This window comes from Pseudomonas hefeiensis, from assembly GCF_030687835.1.
Lineage (GTDB): Bacteria > Pseudomonadota > Gammaproteobacteria > Pseudomonadales > Pseudomonadaceae > Aquipseudomonas > Aquipseudomonas hefeiensis.
This window is the reverse complement of record NZ_CP117449.1, coordinates 1525864-1541715: the sequence shown is the minus strand read 5'-3', so window position 1 is coordinate 1541715 and position 15852 is coordinate 1525864. Positions and strand designations below refer to the sequence as shown.

General features: G+C 61.2%; 12 protein-coding genes and 1 riboswitch. Of the genes, 1 reads left to right on the top strand and 11 read right to left on the bottom strand.

Features of this window, described 5'->3' with window-relative positions:
• Positions 1 to 65: 65 nt before the first annotated feature.
• From PSH57_RS06665 to ltaE, 3 genes are all read right to left on the bottom strand, one after another.
• Positions 66 to 1307, bottom strand: coding sequence for an aspartate kinase (locus tag PSH57_RS06665; protein ID WP_047228775.1), 1242 nt, complete (start codon positions 1305 to 1307; stop codon positions 66 to 68).
• Between the two features lie 89 nt (positions 1308 to 1396).
• Positions 1397 to 4024, bottom strand: coding sequence for an alanine--tRNA ligase (gene alaS, locus PSH57_RS06660; protein WP_305444853.1), 2628 nt, complete (start codon positions 4022 to 4024; stop codon positions 1397 to 1399).
• 146 nt (positions 4025 to 4170) lie between these two features.
• Positions 4171 to 5175: a low-specificity L-threonine aldolase gene (ltaE, locus tag PSH57_RS06655; protein ID WP_305388618.1), complete on the bottom strand. Its 1005-nt coding sequence runs from the start codon at positions 5173 to 5175 to the stop codon at positions 4171 to 4173.
• Between the two features lie 271 nt (positions 5176 to 5446).
• Positions 5447 to 5614: riboswitch (FMN riboswitch) on the top strand.
• A 99-nt stretch (positions 5615 to 5713) separates the two neighbouring features.
• Between ltaE and PSH57_RS06650 the strand changes: the two genes are divergently transcribed.
• The gene (locus PSH57_RS06650) at positions 5714 to 6223 is read left to right on the top strand and encodes a 6,7-dimethyl-8-ribityllumazine synthase (RefSeq protein ID WP_256231224.1); all 510 of its coding nucleotides are present in this window, start codon (positions 5714 to 5716) and stop codon (positions 6221 to 6223) included.
• Positions 6224 to 6373: 150 nt separating this feature from the next.
• Here the strand turns inward: PSH57_RS06650 and astE are convergent, their stop codons facing one another.
• From astE to argR, 8 genes are all read right to left on the bottom strand, one after another.
• Positions 6374 to 7381, bottom strand: coding sequence for a succinylglutamate desuccinylase (gene astE / locus PSH57_RS06645; RefSeq protein ID WP_305388617.1), 1008 nt, complete (start codon positions 7379 to 7381; stop codon positions 6374 to 6376).
• 11 nt (positions 7382 to 7392) lie between these two features.
• Positions 7393 to 7680: a topoisomerase II gene (locus PSH57_RS06640; RefSeq protein WP_092392973.1), complete on the bottom strand. Its 288-nt coding sequence runs from the start codon at positions 7678 to 7680 to the stop codon at positions 7393 to 7395.
• 70 nt (positions 7681 to 7750) lie between these two features.
• On the bottom strand, positions 7751 to 9097 hold the full coding sequence (gene astB / locus PSH57_RS06635; RefSeq protein ID WP_305388614.1) for an N-succinylarginine dihydrolase: 1347 nt from the start codon (positions 9095 to 9097) through the stop codon (positions 7751 to 7753).
• 308 nt (positions 9098 to 9405) lie between these two features.
• Positions 9406 to 10875: a succinylglutamate-semialdehyde dehydrogenase gene (astD, locus tag PSH57_RS06630; RefSeq protein WP_305390313.1), complete on the bottom strand. Its 1470-nt coding sequence runs from the start codon at positions 10873 to 10875 to the stop codon at positions 9406 to 9408.
• On the bottom strand, positions 10872 to 11897 hold the full coding sequence (gene astA, locus PSH57_RS06625; RefSeq protein WP_256231228.1) for an arginine N-succinyltransferase: 1026 nt from the start codon (positions 11895 to 11897) through the stop codon (positions 10872 to 10874). Before astA ends, astD begins: the two co-directional genes overlap by 4 nt.
• Before the next feature lie 75 nt (positions 11898 to 11972).
• Positions 11973 to 12992 (bottom strand): arginine/ornithine succinyltransferase subunit alpha, encoded by a 1020-nt coding sequence (gene aruF, locus PSH57_RS06620; protein WP_305388613.1) that lies wholly within the window; start codon positions 12990 to 12992, stop codon positions 11973 to 11975.
• Between the two features lie 180 nt (positions 12993 to 13172).
• On the bottom strand, positions 13173 to 14393 hold the full coding sequence (locus tag PSH57_RS06615) for an aspartate aminotransferase family protein (protein WP_305388611.1): 1221 nt from the start codon (positions 14391 to 14393) through the stop codon (positions 13173 to 13175).
• A gap of 400 nt (positions 14394 to 14793) precedes the next feature.
• A complete protein-coding gene (gene argR, locus PSH57_RS06610) occupies positions 14794 to 15774 on the bottom strand; it encodes a transcriptional regulator ArgR (RefSeq protein ID WP_305388610.1) in 981 nt (326 codons plus the stop codon).
• Positions 15775 to 15852: the final 78 nt, after the last annotated feature.

Genomic DNA, 15852 nt, shown 5'->3' with positions numbered 1-15852 from the left:
ACAGTTTTGAAACGCGCCTTTCAGAAAAACAAAGGGCGCGGTAAACCGCGCCCTCAGACAACGCCCTACTCGCCCTGTCGGGCAGCAGCGTCGAGTTCGAAAGCCGTGTGCAGGGCGCGCACGGCCAGCTCCAGGTACTTCTCTTCGATGACCACGGAAACCTTGATTTCCGAAGTAGAGATCATCTGGATGTTGATGCTTTCCTTGGCCAGGGATTCGAACATACGGCTGGCCACGCCTGCGTGAGAGCGCATGCCGACACCGACGATCGAGACCTTGGCGATCTTGGTATCACCCACCACTTCCCGGGCGCCAATTTCGTCAGCGGTCTTTTTCAGCACGGCTTCTGCGGCCTGGTAGTCGTTGCGGTGCACGGTGAAGGTGAAGTCGGTGGTGTTATCGTGCGCGACGTTCTGCACGATCATGTCGACTTCGATGTTCGCGGCACTGATCGGGCCGAGAATCTTGAACGCCACGCCGGGGGTGTCTGGCACGCCACGGATGGTCAGCTTGGCTTCATCGCGGTTGAAAGCGATGCCGGAAATGATCGGCTGTTCCATGGATTCCTCTTCATCAATAGTAATGAGGGTGCCCGGACCCTCTTTGAAGCTGTGCAGAACGCGCAGCGGAACGTTGTACTTGCCGGCGAATTCGACAGCCCGGATCTGCAGCACCTTGGAACCGAGACTGGCCATTTCCAGCATCTCTTCGAAGGTGATCTTGTCCAGGCGCTGAGCCACAGGCACCACCCGTGGGTCGGTGGTGTAGACACCATCTACATCGGTGTAGATCTGGCATTCGTCGGCCTTGAGCGCCGCCGCCAGCGCCACGCCCGTAGTATCGGAACCGCCACGGCCGAGGGTGGTGATGTTGCCGTGCTCGTCCACACCCTGGAAACCGGCGACCACCACGACACGACCGGCCTTCAGGTCGCCGCGAATTTTCTGATCGTCGATCTGCAGAATACGCGCTTTATTGTGCGCGCTGTCCGTCAGGATACGCACCTGGTTGCCGGTGTAGGACACCGCCGGCACGCCCCGCTTGATCAGCGCCATGGCCAGCAAGGCGATGGTCACCTGCTCGCCGGTGGAAACGATCACGTCCAGTTCGCGCGGAACCGGCTGCTGGTCGCCGCTGATTTGCTTGGCCAGATCGATCAGACGGTTGGTCTCGCCGCTCATTGCCGACAGCACAACCACCAGGTCATCGCCCGCTTCACGGAATTTCTTAACCTTGTCGGCGACTTGTTCGATTCTCTCGACAGTGCCGACCGAGGTGCCTCCAAATTTCTGTACGATCAAAGCCATTTCAAAGCCGCCTCTGCCCATGAAGGGCGCCCAATAATCACTCAACAGCGACCGGAGCCGCCACTAGACGGCGACCCCGGAGCACTGCCTTAAATACCCTGCTCTACAAATGCAACGGTTTGGGCCAGTGCTGCGTCCAGCGCGCCGGCGTCGGTGCCGCCGCCTTGCGCCATGTCCGGACGACCACCGCCCTTGCCGCCCACTGCCGCAGCGGCCTGCTTCATCAAATCACCGGCTTTGAGTTGGCCAGTCAGGTCTTTGGTCACGCCTGCGACGAGAACGACCTTTTCCTCATGGACACTGCCGAGCAGGATCACTGCGCGGCCGAGTTTGTTTTTCAATTGATCGACCAGCGCCAGCAGTGCCTTGCCGTCCTGACCGTCCAGACGCACGGCCAGCACTTTCACGCCCTTGACGTCCACGGCCTGGGCCGACAGATCGTCGCCCGCGGCGCTGGCAGCCTTGGCCTGCAACTGCTCGAGTTGCTTTTCCAGCAGACGGTTGCGCTCCAGCACAGCCGAGAGCTTGTCGATCAGGTTGTCACGGCTGCCCTTGATCAGGCTCGCCGCTTCCTTGAGTTGTTCTTCGGCGGCGTTGAGGTACGCCAGGGCCGCCGCGCCGGTGACCGCTTCGATGCGACGCACGCCGGAAGCCACACCACCTTCGCTGATGATCTTCAGCAGGCCGATGTCACCGGTCCGGTTGGCGTGGATGCCACCGCACAGCTCCACGGAGAAGTCGCCGCCCATGCTCAGTACACGCACGCTGTCGCCGTACTTCTCGCCGAACAGTGCCATGGCGCCCTTGCGCTTGGCGGTCTCGATGTCGGTTTCTTCGGTCTCGACCGGCGAGTTCTTGCGGATCTCGGCGTTGACGATGTCTTCCAGCGCCTTGAGTTGCTCAGGCTTGATGGCCTCGAAATGGCTGAAGTCAAAACGCAAACGCTGACTGTCGACCAAAGAGCCCTTCTGCTGAACATGCTCACCCAGTACCTGGCGCAACGCAGCGTGCAGCAAGTGCGTAGCCGAGTGGTTCAGTGAGGTGGCGTGACGAACCTCAGCATCGACATGCGCGGCTACCGAAGCGGCGATCATCAGGCTGCCCGAGGCCAATACGCCGTGGTGCAGGAATGCACCGCCAGTCTTGGTGGTATCACGCACATCGAAACGCGAGTTGCCGGCCTGCAGGTAACCGCTATCACCGATCTGCCCGCCGGACTCGGCGTAGAACGGCGTCTGGTCCAGGACGATCACCCCTTCCTGGCCTTCGCTCAGGATGTCGACCGACTGCCCGTCCTTATAGATAGCCACGATCTTGGCCGAGCCGGTAGTGGCGGCGTAGCCGGTGAATTCGGTGGCCACGTCAACCTTGACCAGGCTGTTGTAGTCCATGCCGAAGGAGCTGGCGGAGCGCGCGCGCACTCGTTGGGCTTCCATCTCGCGCTCGAAACCTTCCTCGTCGAGGGTCAGGTTGCGTTCGCGGGCGATGTCGCCCGTCAGGTCCATCGGGAAACCGTAGGTGTCGTACAACTTGAACACCACGTCACCCGGTACCACGTTGCCCTTGAGCTCGGCCAAATCCTGCTCGAGGATCTTCAAACCCTGCTCCAGGGTTTTGGCGAACTGCTCTTCCTCGCCCTTGAGCACGCGCTCGATGTGGGCCTGCTGGGATTTGAGTTCCGGGAAGGCCTCGCCCATTTCGGCCACCAGGGCCGCGACGATCTGATAGAAGAAACTGCCCTTGGCGCCCAGCTTGTTGCCGTGACGGCAGGCGCGACGAATGATCCGACGCAACACATAGCCACGACCTTCGTTGGACGGCAACACACCATCGGCAATCAGGAAGCCGCAGGAACGGATATGGTCGGCCACCACTTTGAGCGAAGCCTGGTTGTCGTTGCTGCAACCGATGGCCTTGGCCGAAGCGCTCAGCAGGCTCTGGAACAGGTCGATTTCGTAGTTGGAGTGAACGTGCTGCAACACCGCACTGATCCGCTCCAGGCCCATACCGGTGTCGACCGACGGCGCTGGCAACGGATGCAACACGCCATCGGCGGTGCGGTTGAACTGCATGAAGACGTTGTTCCAGATTTCGATGTAGCGGTCGCCATCTTCTTCCGGCGAGCCGGGTGGGCCGCCCCAGATGTCGGCGCCGTGATCGTAGAAAATCTCGGTGCAAGGGCCGCACGGGCCGGTGTCACCCATGGTCCAGAAGTTATCGGAAGCGTATGGCGCGCCCTTGTTGTCGCCAATGCGCACCATGCGTTCAGCCGGGACACCGACCTCTTTGGTCCAGATGTCATAAGCCTCGTCATCGGTGGCGTAGACCGTTACCCAGAGCTTCTCCTTGGGCAGGTTCAGCCACTTGTCGGAGGTCAGGAAGGTCCAGGCGAAGGTGATGGCGTCGCGCTTGAAATAATAATCACCGAAGCTGAAGTTACCCAGCATTTCGAAGAAGGTGTGGTGACGAGCGGTATAGCCGACGTTTTCCAGGTCGTTGTGCTTGCCGCCGGCGCGCACGCACTTCTGGCTGCTGACCGCACGGGTGTAGGCACGTTTTTCCTGGCCCAGGAAGCAGTCCTTGAACTGGTTCATCCCCGCGTTGGTGAACAGCAGGGTCGGGTCGTTGCCCGGAATCAAAGAGCTGGAGGCTACTCGGGTGTGGCCTTGCTCTTCGAAGAAGCGAAGGAAGGCTTCACGGATTTCTGCGCTTTTCATTAGGTTCTTCCACGGAGGCTGCGGCCAAAGGCCTGTGCAAAACGTCAACAGACGAAGCAACGGCAAAGGGCCGCATTATATCGGCCCTTCGCGTGGGGTACAGCGTGTTTATGCGATAGAAACGGTCAATTGGACCGCTTGGCGGGTCAGTTACGGGAAAAGTCGACGAAAGAGCGGATCACTTCGTCGATTTGCGCGCCGCTGACATCCATGTGGGTCACCATTCGCAGGCGTGGTGCGGCGCTGAGCTTGATGCCACGCTCGTCGGCAAACGCCTTGATGGCCTCGGCCCGCTCGCCTATCTGCACGTAGACCATGTTGGTCTGTACCGGCTCGACCTCGTACCCCGCCCCACGCAAGCCCTCGGCAAGCCGCTGGGCATTGGCATGGTCATCGGCCAGGCGCTGGACCTGATGATCCAGGGCATACAACCCCGCCGCTGCCAGGATTCCGGCCTGGCGCATGCCCCCGCCCACCATCTTGCGCAGCCGGCGCGCCTTGCCGATCAGTTCAGCGCTGCCGCAGAGGACTGAGCCAACGGGAGCGCCGAGGCCCTTGGACAGGCACACCGACACCGAATCGAAATGTTGGGTGATCTCCCGGGCATCGACATTCAACTTGACCGCGGCGTTGTACAGCCGCGCGCCGTCAAGGTGCAACGCCAGGCCGTGCTCGCGCGTGAAACGCCGGGCCCGGGCCAGATAGTCCAGCGGCAGGACCTTGCCTTGCATGGTGTTTTCCAGCGCCAACAAGCGAGTGCGGGCAAAGTGGAAGTCATCGGGTTTGATCGCGGCGGCGACTTGCTCCAGGTCCAGAGAACCGTCCGCTTGCACCTCAAGGGGTTGCGGCTGGATGGACCCCAGTACCGCCGCCCCGCCGCCTTCGTATTTATAGGTGTGAGCCTGCTGGCCAACGATGTACTCATCACCACGTTCGCAATGGGCCATCAGCCCGAGCAAGTTGCTCATGGTGCCGGTGGGTACGAACAGCGCTGCGGCAAAGCCCAGGCGCCCGGCCAGTTCGGCCTCGAGGCGATTGACAGTTGGATCTTCGCCATACACATCGTCGCCGGTCGGCGCGCTGGCCATCGCATCCAGCATGGCGGCGGAAGGTTGGGTGACGGTGTCGCTGCGAAGATCGATAACACGCATGAATCTGGCCTCGGGTTCAGGTGGGGGAAAATCCCTTTCGAAGGGTAATTACTGCGGGCTTGGCGCGGAATAATCAAGCCCGGTCAACGGAAAGGGCAACAACCCCCTTGCGTGCGAGCCGTGGGAGCAAAGCTTGCTCGCGATAGCGGAGGGTCAGTCAACATCAATACTGCCTGACCCGACGCCATCGCGAGCAAGCTTTGCTCCCACGGCTCGCTCCCACAAGGGGTTATGTGTTAAAGATCGTCCGTCGTCACAAAAAGTGGCGGCGAAACGTTCTCAGGGCGGGGTGCAATTCCCCACCGGCGGTAATTGCACGCAAGGTGCATAGCCCGCGAGCGCTTGGCGATACACGGCTTTTGCGGTGCAGCGTCAAGGTCAGCAGACCCGGTGTGATTCCGGGGCCGACGGTCATAGTCCGGATGAAGAGAGAACGGGATCGGCACCCAAGGGCCGTCTGCGACCGTCTGCGCGCGACGCCCCTCGAATCCCCTTCGATTCATGACGCCCTGTTTTTTACACAAACAGGAACCAGAACATGCAACCCACCGCAATCGACAGCAAAAGCAAACATCATCCGGGCGAGCGCGTCGCGTTCATCCAGGCCTGCTGGCACAAGGAAATCGTCGACCAGAGCCGTAAAGGCTTCGTCGCCGAAATGATCAGCCAGGGTTATCAGGAAAGCGATATCGACTTCTTCGAAGTCGGCGGCGCCTTCGAGATCCCGCTGCATGCCAAACTGCTGGCCAAGTCCGGCCGCTACGCCGGCATCGTCGCCGCTGGCCTGGTGGTGGACGGCGGCATCTATCGTCACGAATTCGTCGCCCAATCGGTGATCAGCGGCCTGATGCAGGTTCAGCTGGAAACCGAAGTGCCGGTGTTCTCGGTCGTACTCACCCCCCATCACTTCCACGCAGGGGAAGAACATCAGAAGTTCTTCTTTGAGCATTTTGTGCACAAGGGCCAGGAAGCGGCGAAGACCTGTGCCGATACGTTGCACAAGACCCGCGGGCTGCGTCGTAGTGAGCAGCGGGCGGTAGCGGTTTAAGGCCAGACACAGATCCAAATGTGGTCACAGATCCAAATGTGGGAGCGGGCTTGCTCGCGATAGCGATGTATCAGTCGACATCAGTGGCGACTGACACTCCGTCATCGCGAGCAGGCTCGCTCCCACAAAGGGCTTGTATCAGTTTGGGACTCAGGCCAGGTTTTCGTCCGTCGCCGGCACAATCAGGATCCCGGCCCGCAAACCGTTCTTTACCTTGGGGTTGGGGAAGATGATGCGGGCGCCCTCTTCTTCGATTACCCAACGGGTCTGGGCAATGTCTTCGGCCAGCACATAACCTTTTCCAAGCTGCGAGAAGTTCTCGATGTCCGCCGGCAGGTTCAGGCGGAAACTGTCGCTGTGCTTGATGATTTCCCGCGCAACGCTGAACAGCTGCAGGCCGTCCAGACTTTCGTCCGATTCGGGTTCGTTGCCTTCGATGATCTGTTGCAGGCGGGTTTCCAGCAGGCTGACGTTGACGCCGTCGTTTTCCCCAAACGGCCGGGCCTTGCCCAGTTCCAGGGTGAAAGACTCGGCCCCCAACTGGTCATAGGTGTACGCGCTGAACACAATGGACGGCTTGTTCTGCAGCAGCACCGCTTCCATGCCGGCGGCACGCAGGCGCGCCAGTTCTCGGCGTGAATGCTGGCGACCATCCTTCCACGGATACAGGGCGAATTGCTCGATCTTCGAACCCCGGATGGCGGTGTGCAGGTCGTAATGCAAGCGACTGCGCTCCGGCGCGCTGAAGAAACTGGCGGCCAACCGCTCCAATTCGCAAGCCCGCAACGCCTCGGCGCCGCCGCTCAACTCATGGCGACCATTGAACAACCGATTGACGTCCTGCTCGACAAAACGCTCTCCGCGACGAATGGCCTCGGGATTGCCGAACAGAAACAGAATGCGTGCCCGTGGCTTGAGATCCCCACGGGCGATGTCGTGCAGCAACCGATCAAGCAGTTCGATCGGTGCGGTTTCGTTGCCGTGGATACCGGCTGACAGTAACAGGTCCTGGCCATTGTCCCGGGCCTGGGGCGGCTTGACCTCCAGCGCGCCCTCGCTCAGCCAGCGCATCCGTACGCCTTCGACAGTCAGTTGAGTCTTCTCCGCCGGTTCACGGCCGGCGAGGGTCAGTTCAAGCAATTTGCCGAGGGCGAGCATAGCGCGGCTCCTTAATGGTCGTGGCCGCAATCCGGGCCATGGACATGATCATCGTCGCCCATGTCGGCCGGTTCCATTTCCAGTTGCAGGCTCACCAGGTTGGTCGCCAATGGGCGCAACAGCAGGTTGGCGTATTCCTCATCCCCTTCCTCGACATCGACGCCGATCAGCAACTGACCGCGGCCATCCTGCTGGATCCACACCTCTTTGCCTTGCCACATGACCGCAACGCGGGTGCAGGAGGTTTCCAGTTGGGTGCCGTCGGTGTCTTCAAGGATCAGTTGCAAGGTATCGCTCATGTTTTTACGTTCTCGTCAGGGGAAAAAGGCAACGCGCCCTGCTTTGACTGTAGTCAGGTCGCGCGCGCTTTCAATTGATCTGGAAAGGATAAACCGCACCAAGTTTAAGGATTTGTGTCAGCTCATCCAGTGCCGCCCGGCATTCGAGCAGCAACTGCGGGTCCGCCAGGTCGTTTTCGGTCATGCGATCGCGGTAATGACGCTCGACCCATTGGGTCAGCGAATCGTACAGCGGCGCGGTCATGATAACCCCTGGGTTGACGGCTGCCAGTTCGGTTTCATTGAGAGCCACGCGCAGCCTCAGGCAAGCCGGACCACCGCCATTCTGCATGCTTTGCTTGAGGTCGAAGACCTTCACTTCGCCAATCACTCCGCCAGAGCCCGTCAGGCCTTGCAGGTATTGCCAGACGCGTTCGTTGCCGCGGCATTCTTGCGGCACGATCAACAGCATCGAGCCGTCGGGACGCGACAGCAACTGGCTGTTGAACAGGTAGGAACGTACCGCATCATCGACGGTAACCGCCGAACGCGGCACGCACACCGACTGAAATTTCCCACCGACCTTGGCGAGTTTGCTGCTCAACTCGGCCAGCATCCGGTCGGTCTCGAGAAACGCGTCTTCGTGGTAGAACAACACTTCGCCGTTGCCCACCGCGATCACATCATTGTGGAACACGCCCTGGTCGATCACCGACGGGTTCTGCTGGGCGTAGACCACGCCCTCCTCCCTCAGGCCATGCAGACGAGCGACCGCCTGAGACGCTTCCAGGGTCTGGCGTGCCGGGTACTTCTGCGGCGCGGGGAAACGGGCATCGAAGGCGCTGCGGCCGAACACGAAAAATTCAACACCGGCCTCGCCGTAGGTCCGGCAGAAGCGCGTGTGGTTGGCCGCGCCTTCGTCGCCGAACTGCGCCACCGCCGGCAGCGCGGCGTGGTGGGCGAAGTGCTGCTGATTGGCAAACATCGCCCCCAGCACGCGACTGGTGGTCGGGTGTTCAATGCTGCGGTGGTATTTGCAGTTCAGGTTGGCGGCGGTGAAATGCACGCGGCCGTCAGCTGTGTCGGCGCTTGGGCTGACGGTAGCGGCGTTGGCCACCCACATGCTGGAGGCCGAGCAACTGGCGACCAGCAGTGGCATCGCTTCTTTGGCGGCCTGCTGGATGACCTGGGCATCGCTGCCGGCAAAGCCCAACCGGCGCAGGGCAGCCACATCGGGACGCTCCTGCGGCGCCAGCACACCTTGCTGGAAGCCCATGTCCATCAGTGCTTTCATTTTCGCCAGGCCCTGCAACGCCGCTTCCTTGGGGTTGGAGGACTGCTGGCTATTGCTCTGGGACGCGACGTTGCCGTACGAGAGCCCGCCGTAGTTGTGGGTCGGCCCCACTAGACCGTCAAAGTTGACTTCATAGGATTTCATCAGCGAGGCTCCACGAGAATCTGTTTTTTATAGGCATCAAGTAATGGTTCATCGAACACCGCAGCGCGGCTATCGCGGGCAAGCCTTGCTCCCACAGGTTTTGCATAACGCCTGTGGGAGCAAGGCTTGCCTTCACAGGTTTGGCATAGCGCCTGTGGGAGCAAGGCTTGCCTTCACAGGTTTTGCATAGCTCCTGTGGGAGCAAGGCTTGCCTTCACAGGTTTGGCATAGCTCCTGTGGGAGCAAGGCTTGCCTTCACAGGTTTTGCATAGCGCCTGTGGGAGCAAGGCTTGCCCGCGATGGCGGTCTCAAGACATTCGCACACCAGGGGTCAGGGCAGCCGGCATGACAAGGCTCGGGGTCTCCAGCGACGCCACCGGATACGCACAATAATCGGCCGCATAGTAAGCACTGGCGCGATGGTTGCCCGAGGCCCCAACACCGCCGAACGGGGCGCTGCTGGCGGCGCCGGTCAGTTGTTTGTTCCAGTTGACGATGCCGGCACGGCTCTGCAGCCAAAACTGCTGATAACGCTCCTGGGAATCCGACAGCAGACCCGCAGCCAGACCATATTGGGTGTTGTTGGCCTCGGTGATTGCCGCGGCGAAATCCGAGTAGCGAATCACCTGCAACAACGGCCCGAACAGCTCCTCATCAGGACGCTCGGCCACCGTCGTCACATCCAGGATGCCCGGCGTCAGCAACGCCGCCTGGGCTTGCGGTTGGGTCATGGCCAACAACGGCACGGCGCCCAGGCCCAGCAAATGGTTTTGCGCATCCATCAGCGCCTTCGCTGCGGCCAGGGAAATCACCGAGCCCATGAACGGCGCCGGTTGCTGATCAAAGGCGCCGACTTCCAGCGTCGAGCTGACCGCCACCAGGCGCGCCAGCAGGGCATCACCCCACGCCCCTTCTGGCACCAACAGGCGGCGCGCGCAGGTACAGCGCTGGCCGGCAGAAATGAAGGCCGACTGAATGATGGTGTAGACCGCCGCGTCCACGTCTGCCACCTCATCCACCACCAGCGGATTATTACCGCCCATTTCCAGCGCCAGGATCTTGTCCGGACGCCCGGAAAACTGTTGATGCAAAAGGTTACCGGTGCGGCTGGAGCCGGTGAAAAACAACCCGTCGATGCCCGGGTCGGCCGCCAGGGCGATACCGGTTTCCCGTGCGCCTTGCAGCAGGTTCAGCACGCCCGCGGGCAAGCCGGCCTCGACCCAGCACTTGACCGTCAGCTCAGCGACTTTCGGGGTCAGTTCGCTGGGTTTGAACAACACGCTGTTGCCCGCCAACAAGGCCGGGACGATATGACCGTTGGGCAAATGGCCGGGGAAGTTGTAAGGGCCGAACACCGCCACCACACCGTGGGGCTTGTGCCGCAGCACGGCGGTGGCGTCACCCAGGGGCCCGCTTTTTTCGCCGGTCCGCTCACGGTAGCTCTGAATCGAAATGGCGACCTTGTTGACCATGCTGGTGACTTCGGTGGTCGCTTCCCACAACGGCTTGCCGGTTTCTTCACCGATGCAGTGGGCCAGTTCATCCGCGTGGCTCTTCAAGGCAGCGGCAAACGCCTCCAGCACCTGGATACGCTCATCCAGCGAGCGGCGGGCCCAGTCCGGGAAGGCCTGACGCGCGGCCTGCACCGCCGACTCCACCTGCGCCGCCGTGGCGCCACTGCCCGACCACAGCACTTGCTGGGTCACCGGGTTCAACGACTCAAAGAGATCACCCTGACCTTCCAGCCAGCTTCCAGCGATGTACAGCGACTTCATTATTTCGACTCCCGAGCAGCGGACAACGCAACGGCGCGCACCTGATCGCCGGCGTTGAGTTGAAGACGTTTGGCAGTCAGCGGATCAACCACCAGGGTGCCCGCGGCGAAGCGCGCCGGTGCGGCAGTGATGCGGCAGTCTTCGCGTTTGCGGTTATGAATGATGAACGGCGTGGCGTCGTCACCCGGCGTGCCGATGGCCAATACCAGTGCCTGGCTGTCACGGATCGCGCGGATCTTGCCGGTTTCGCATTCAACCGCCGGGCCGGCGTCGAAGATGTCGACGTAACCCTGGTAGCTGAAACCTTCGCTCTTGAGCATCGACAGCGCCGGCTCCGTGTCGGGATGGACCTGGCCGATCACCGCCCGGGCATCCTCCGACAGGAAACAGGTGTACAGCGGGAACTTGGGCATCAGCTCAGCGATGAAGGCCTTGTTGCCCACGCCAGTCAGATAATCGGCCTGGCTGAACTCCATCTTGAAGAAGTGCCGCCCCAGGCTTTCCCAGAACGGCGAGCGACCTCTGTCATCGGACATGCCACGCATCTCGGCGATGATCTTGTTGCCGAACAGGTTCGGGAATTCGGCGATGAACAGCAGCCGTGCCTTGGCCAACATGCGGCCATTGAGGCCACTGCGGTAGTCGGCGTGCAGGAACAGCGAACACAGCTCGGAATTGCCGGTCAGGTCGTTGGCCAGAAACAGCGTCGGGATTTCCCGATAGATGTTCAGTTCCTGAGAGGCGCTGACCGTCAGGCCGACCCGGAAGTTGTACCAGGGTTCACGCAACCCAACGGCCCCGGCGATGGCAGAAATGCCCACCACGCGACCGTCGTCGTCTTCGAGCACGAACAGGTAGTCCGCATCGCCACGCCCGGCTTCGCCGCGAAAGGTCTTCTCGGCCCAGCCGACCCGATGAGCCAGGCGCTCTTCGTTGGCCGGCAAGGTGGTCAGGCCGGTGCCGGTGCTACGGGCCAGGGCAATCAGAGCGGGTAAATCGCTGCTGCGTACGGGACGAACGATCATGCTATCTCCTCATACGGGCCGCTTACGCCACCCGCGAAACTCAGCTGTAAGGCGTTAAACTGCCACCAGAAGGCGTTAAACCGCCACCAGGCGCACGCTGGCACCTTCGCCAACGCCCAAGGCTTCGGCCGCTTCCATATCCAGGGTCACCGGCTTGCCCGGCGCGTAGTCGAGCTCCAGCAGAACGGCGCGGTAATCCTGCAACTGGGCATTGGCCACCAGGTATTGCCGGCCGGCGCCCTTGACGGGCTCGCCGAGCTTGACCGGCACCACGCGGCTCTGGGCAATCGAGCGGATCCCCGAGACGCGGGCATGCAGAGTCGGGCCGCCGTCAAAGATGTCGATGTAATGATCGGTCTCGAAACCCTCGCGCATGAGGATGTCGAAGGTGATCTGCGCACGCGGATGGACCTGGCCCATGGCTTCCTGGGCGGCGTCCGGCAACAGCGGCACGTAGATCGGGTAATGCGGCATCAGCTCGGCAAGGAAGGTGCGGCTCTTCAGCCCGCACAGGCGCTCGGCGGCAGCGTAGTTGAGGTCGAAGAAGTTACGACCGATGGCGTCCCAGAACGGCGAATCGCCATTTTCATCGCTGTAGCCGACGATCTCGGTCACCACCGAATCGGCAAAGCGCTCCGGATGACTGGCGACAAACAGCAGGCGCCCGCGCGAATTGAGTTCCGACCAGGGCGAGCCGACCAATTCCGGCACCACATAGAAGCTGGTCAGCAGGCTATTACCGGTCAGGTCGTGGCACTGCGAGAGCACGTGGATCTTGTTGTGGATCTTCAGCTCACGGGAAGCGTGAACGAACGTCTCGTTACGAAAGCTGTAGAACGGCTCGGAATAACCGGCCGAGGCAACGATGGCCGAACAACCCACCAGCTTGCCGGTCGCGGAGTCTTCAAGGACGAAGAAATAGCTTTCTTCGCCGTTGAAACTGACTTCGGCGGCGAATGAGGCTTCACTCGCGGCGATCTTGTCACTCAGGCGTTCCACGTCATCCGGCAAGGAAGTGACACCGATCGGACTGTCCGCAGCCAGACGCTGTACCTCGCCCAGATCCGCCATTTGTGCGGGGCGCATCACCAGCATGGTGTCACTCCTTTACTTGAAATAAATGGTTCGACCCATTGGTCGACACAAAGAAAAAATACTCAGTGTGGGAGCGGGCTTGCTCGCGAAGGCGATTTGTCAGTCAACATTTGCGTTGAATGTGATGACCTCTTCGCGAGCAAGCCCGCTCCCACACTAGAGCCGGTTCAGCCTGACAAATCAGGCTTGCGTCAGCTTCGCCGCGGCCCGCTCGAAGCGGTCCAGGCCGGCATCGATGTCGGCATCTTCGACCACCAGGCTCGGAGCGAAACGAATCACGTCCGGACCTGCCTGCAGGATCATCAGGCCTTCCTGCTCGGCGGCGTTGAAAATGTCCTTGGCCTTGCCTTTCCAGGCGTCGTTCAGCACACAGCCGATCAGCAGCCCCAAACCACGCACCTGGGTGAACAGGCCGTATTTCTCGCCGATCTGCTCCAGGCGGGCCTTGAACTTGCGGTGTTTGGCGTTGACGCCTTCGAGCACTTCAGGCGTATTGACGGTATCAATCACCGCTTCGGCCACCGCACACGCCAGCGGGTTGCCGCCGTAAGTGGTGCCGTGGGTGCCGACCACCAGATGCTTGGCCAACGCTTCGGTGGTGAGCATTGCCGCGATCGGGAAACCACCGCCCAGGCTCTTGGCGCTGGTGAGGATGTCCGGGACCACGCCGTAATGCATGTAGGCGAACAGATGGCCGCTACGGCCCATGCCGGTCTGCACTTCGTCGAATACCAGCAGCGCGTCGTGGGCATCGCACAAATCACGGGCACCTTGCAGGTAACCCAGCTCGGCCGGCAGTACGCCGCCCTCGCCCTGGATCGGCTCCAGCACCACGGCGCAGGTCTTGTCCGAAATGGCTGCTTTCAAAGCCGCCAGGTCATTGTAGGGAACGTGGGTAATGCCGGTAATTTTAGGACCGAACCCGTCGGAGTACTTCGATTGCCCGCCCACGTTCACGGTGAACAGCGTACGGCCGTGGAAGCTGTTGAGCGCGGCAATGATTTCGTACTTCTCGCTACCGAAACGATCGAACGCGACGCGACGGGCCAGCTTGAAGGCGGCCTCGTTGGCTTCGGCGCCGGAGTTGCAGAAGAAAGCCCGCTCGGCAAAGGTTGCATTGACCAGTTTATGGGCCAGGCGCAGGGCCGGCTCATTGGTAAAGACGTTGGACACATGCCACAGCTTGTTGGCTTGTTCGGTCAGGGCGGCGACCAGTTTCGGATGCGCATGCCCCAATACGTTGACCGCGATACCGCCGGCGAAGTCGATCAGTTCGCGACCGGACTGGTCCCACACGTGGGAACCGGCGCCACGCACAGGTATGAAAGCAGCTGGCGCGTAGTTGGGGACCATAACCTGATCGAAATCGGCGCGTTGTACGGCGGCTTGCTCAACGGACATCGGAGTCTCCTGAAGAGGAACACCCGCCTGGAACTGGCGAGCGATGAGGGGATTGTAAGGACAGTTTTCAGCCCGGCCTTGTCGCCAAGCGACAACTTCTTATAGCGCCACCCCCCGTTTTTAGCGGGTTTATGGCAATGCGACAAATAGGGTCGCAAAGGCGCAGTTTAAACGTTGTCGCGGGATTTTAGGCGCCGGCGCCGACATTTCCCTCGCCATGCAAAACAGTTGTGGCGAGGGGATTTATCCCCGCTGGGTTGCGAAGCAACCCTAAAGCCAGGCAATTCGGTGTGCCAGATAGTTTGGGTTGACTGTCTTGGGGTTACTTCGCAACCCAACAGGGATAAATCCCCTCGCCACAGGGTTACATACCCCCGCCCTTACAGAGGAGGTGCCGGCCCTAGCCGCGTTCGGACGGCACCGACGACAATTCGAACGGGCTGCTGCTGCGCCGCTGGTTGCGGTCTTCCCGGGGCGTGGCGCCGAAGAAGTTGCGATAGGCACTGGAAAAATGCGGCCCCGAGGAGAAGCCGCAGGACAGGCCGATCTGGATGATGGATTTGCTGGTCTGCATCAGCATCTGCCGGGCCTTGTTCAAACGCAGCTCCAGGTAGTACTGGCTTGGCACGCGATTGAGGTATTGCTTGAAGATCCGCTCCAACTGGCGACGGGACACGCACACATGCTGGGCAATTTCGTCGGTGGTCAGCGGCTCTTCGATGTTGGCTTCCATCAACAGCACGGCCTGGGTGAGCTTCGGATGGCTGGAGCCCAGACGGTTCTGCAGCGGGATGCGCTGGCGCTCGCCCCCCTCGCGGATGCGCTCGACCACCAGTTCTTCCGAGACCGCGCCGGCCAGTTCCGCGCCGTGATCGCGGGCCAGCACCGCCAGCAACAGATCGAGCACCGACATGCCACCACAAGCGGTCAAGCGATCGCGGTCCCAGTCAAACAGATGGCTGGTGGCAATGACCTTGGGAAAACGCTCGGCAAAGTCGTCCTGCCAGCGCCAATGCACGGCGGCGCGGAAACCGTCGAGCAAACCCAACTGGGCCAACGGGTAGACACCGGCGGACAAACCACCAATCACACAACCGGCACGCACCAGTTGTTTGAGCGCGCTGCTCAGGGGTGGCGCAAGAGCGGTCGGTGGTTCGTCAGCCAGCAGAAACAGCTTCTGGAAACCTTCGAGCTTGCCGGCCCAGGGTTCGCCCGGCAGCTGCCAGGCGCCTTCGGTCTGCGGCTCAGCCTGTAAGAACGACAGCTCGTAGACGACATCCGGATGCACCCGCTGAGCAACACGCAAGGCCTCCTCGGCCAGCGCCAGCGTCAAGGCTTTAGTGCTGGGCCAAATCAGGAAACCAATTCGATGGGCAGTCATGGTGGGCAATCCGAAGCGAAAACAGTGTTAAAGCCAAAAGCGGCTGCAACCAAATTAGACCATCTGGCGCACAGTGCG

What these genes read in the sequence shown, in the direction of transcription:
- ltaE (WP_305388618.1), bottom strand. Translation starts at nt 5,175, where the DNA reads ATGCGTGTTATCGATCTTCGCAGCGACACCGTCACCCAACCTTCCGCC.
- astA (WP_256231228.1), bottom strand. Translation starts at nt 11,897, where the DNA reads ATGATCGTTCGTCCCGTACGCAGCAGCGATTTACCCGCTCTGATTGCC.
- argR (WP_305388610.1), bottom strand. Translation starts at nt 15,774, where the DNA reads ATGACTGCCCATCGAATTGGTTTCCTGATTTGGCCCAGCACTAAAGCC.
- astB (WP_305388614.1), bottom strand. Translation starts at nt 9,097, where the DNA reads ATGAAATCCTATGAAGTCAACTTTGACGGTCTAGTGGGGCCGACCCAC.
- PSH57_RS06615 (WP_305388611.1), bottom strand. Translation starts at nt 14,393, where the DNA reads ATGTCCGTTGAGCAAGCCGCCGTACAACGCGCCGATTTCGATCAGGTT.
- alaS (WP_305444853.1), bottom strand. Translation starts at nt 4,024, where the DNA reads ATGAAAAGCGCAGAAATCCGTGAAGCCTTCCTTCGCTTCTTCGAAGAG.
- PSH57_RS06650 (WP_256231224.1), top strand. Translation starts at nt 5,714, where the DNA reads ATGCAACCCACCGCAATCGACAGCAAAAGCAAACATCATCCGGGCGAG.
- aruF (WP_305388613.1), bottom strand. Translation starts at nt 12,992, where the DNA reads ATGCTGGTGATGCGCCCCGCACAAATGGCGGATCTGGGCGAGGTACAG.
- astE (WP_305388617.1), bottom strand. Translation starts at nt 7,381, where the DNA reads ATGCTCGCCCTCGGCAAATTGCTTGAACTGACCCTCGCCGGCCGTGAA.
- PSH57_RS06665 (WP_047228775.1), bottom strand. Translation starts at nt 1,307, where the DNA reads ATGGCTTTGATCGTACAGAAATTTGGAGGCACCTCGGTCGGCACTGTC.
- PSH57_RS06640 (WP_092392973.1), bottom strand. Translation starts at nt 7,680, where the DNA reads ATGAGCGATACCTTGCAACTGATCCTTGAAGACACCGACGGCACCCAA.